We start from the raw sequence: 1,267 nt of genomic DNA, 5'->3' as shown, positions 1-1,267 counted from the left end.
AAATATTAAATTTTTAAATAAAAAACATAATTAATTAAAATTATATTTTTCTATTAGTATCTTTTTTACAAATATTTGCAATTTTTTAACAAGTAATGCAAGAAGTCTAATATAANACAGATAAAATCAAAAAATTAACAGATTCTTTTTTAAGCAAAGCAGATATTAATTTAGCAATTAAATTTAAAACAGAATTTAGTACTTATAAACAACTACAAAGTTATTTAAAAATAGAACAACAAAATTACTGACAAAATTTATTGAATAATATTTGTCAACAATACCAAAATAATTTAAAGCAAATTATTTTATTGTTTTATAATTTTGTTGCTAATATTTGAAATAAAACAAATATCAGTGAAATTTTACAAAAAATAGAAATTAAAAATGTGATTGATGATGATAATAATGTCTTAGGACAAACAAATAATCACCAAACTATTTTAATAAACAAAAAGATTTTATCTTGTGCGTTTGAAAAAACAGTAAATAGTGAATGACACAAAGGACAATTTACAACCAATAACTTTCTACATATTTTAATCCATGAATTAGGACATATCTTTTATTTTTATGATTGAGAAACATTTAAAATTAATCATATTTTTTATTTAAAGCAATTTTTAGGACAGAAAATTAATAATTTAAATAAATTTTCAGAACTAAACAAAGAAAAAGTGGTAAAGATATTTGCCAACAGTAATTATGGATTGAGCAATGATGAAGAGTTATTGGCAGAGGGCTTTGCATATTGGTTATTAACAAAACAAAATATGCAAACAAAAATATGAGAATTTTGAAACGAATACTTTACAAGTTATTTACCACAAATAAGAGATAAAAAAAGAAAAGAAGTGTAAATAATGTTAAACACAATAATTGGAATGATGGGAACAATTGCTGTAATCGGATTGTTTGGTTGTTTATGAAAGTTTCTTGGTATTAAATTTCAAAAAATGAAAAAACAAATTCAATCAACTAAATACAAAAAAATTTGCCGAATAATATTATATGTTAGTATAAGTTGTTTTGCGTTATTTTTGTTAGTAATTGGATTGTGAATTGGATTAATATATCCAACTTTGAAATAAAATAAAAAAACATTCATATTTTTAATATTTGTTTTTCGAATTGGCAATTATTTAACTGGGATATATTTTTTCTTAACAAATTTAATATATTTAATTAAAAATTACAATACGAGTAAATGATTAATTTGATTTGTTATTATGCTTATTCATTTTATAATTTTTTATTTTATAGACTG

The 1,267-nt window shown here is 20.2% G+C and carries 2 protein-coding genes; both read left to right on the top strand.

Annotation, left to right across the window (positions count from 1 at the left end; genetic code table 4):
* Nucleotides 1-260 precede the first annotated feature (260 nt).
* Nucleotides 261-860, top strand: coding sequence for a hypothetical protein (locus tag TS70_RS06600; RefSeq protein WP_198049793.1), 600 nt, complete (start codon nucleotides 261-263; stop codon nucleotides 858-860).
* A 3-nt stretch (nucleotides 861-863) separates the two neighbouring features.
* Nucleotides 864-1,091, top strand: coding sequence for a hypothetical protein (locus TS70_RS06595; protein WP_047797204.1), 228 nt, complete (start codon nucleotides 864-866; stop codon nucleotides 1,089-1,091).
* Nucleotides 1,092-1,267 lie beyond the last annotated feature (176 nt).

This window comes from Spiroplasma sp. hyd1 (assembly GCF_016082235.1).
GTDB lineage: Bacteria > Bacillota_I > Bacilli_A > Mycoplasmatales > Mycoplasmataceae > Spiroplasma > Spiroplasma poulsonii.
This window is presented reverse-complemented; position numbering and strand designations above follow the sequence as displayed.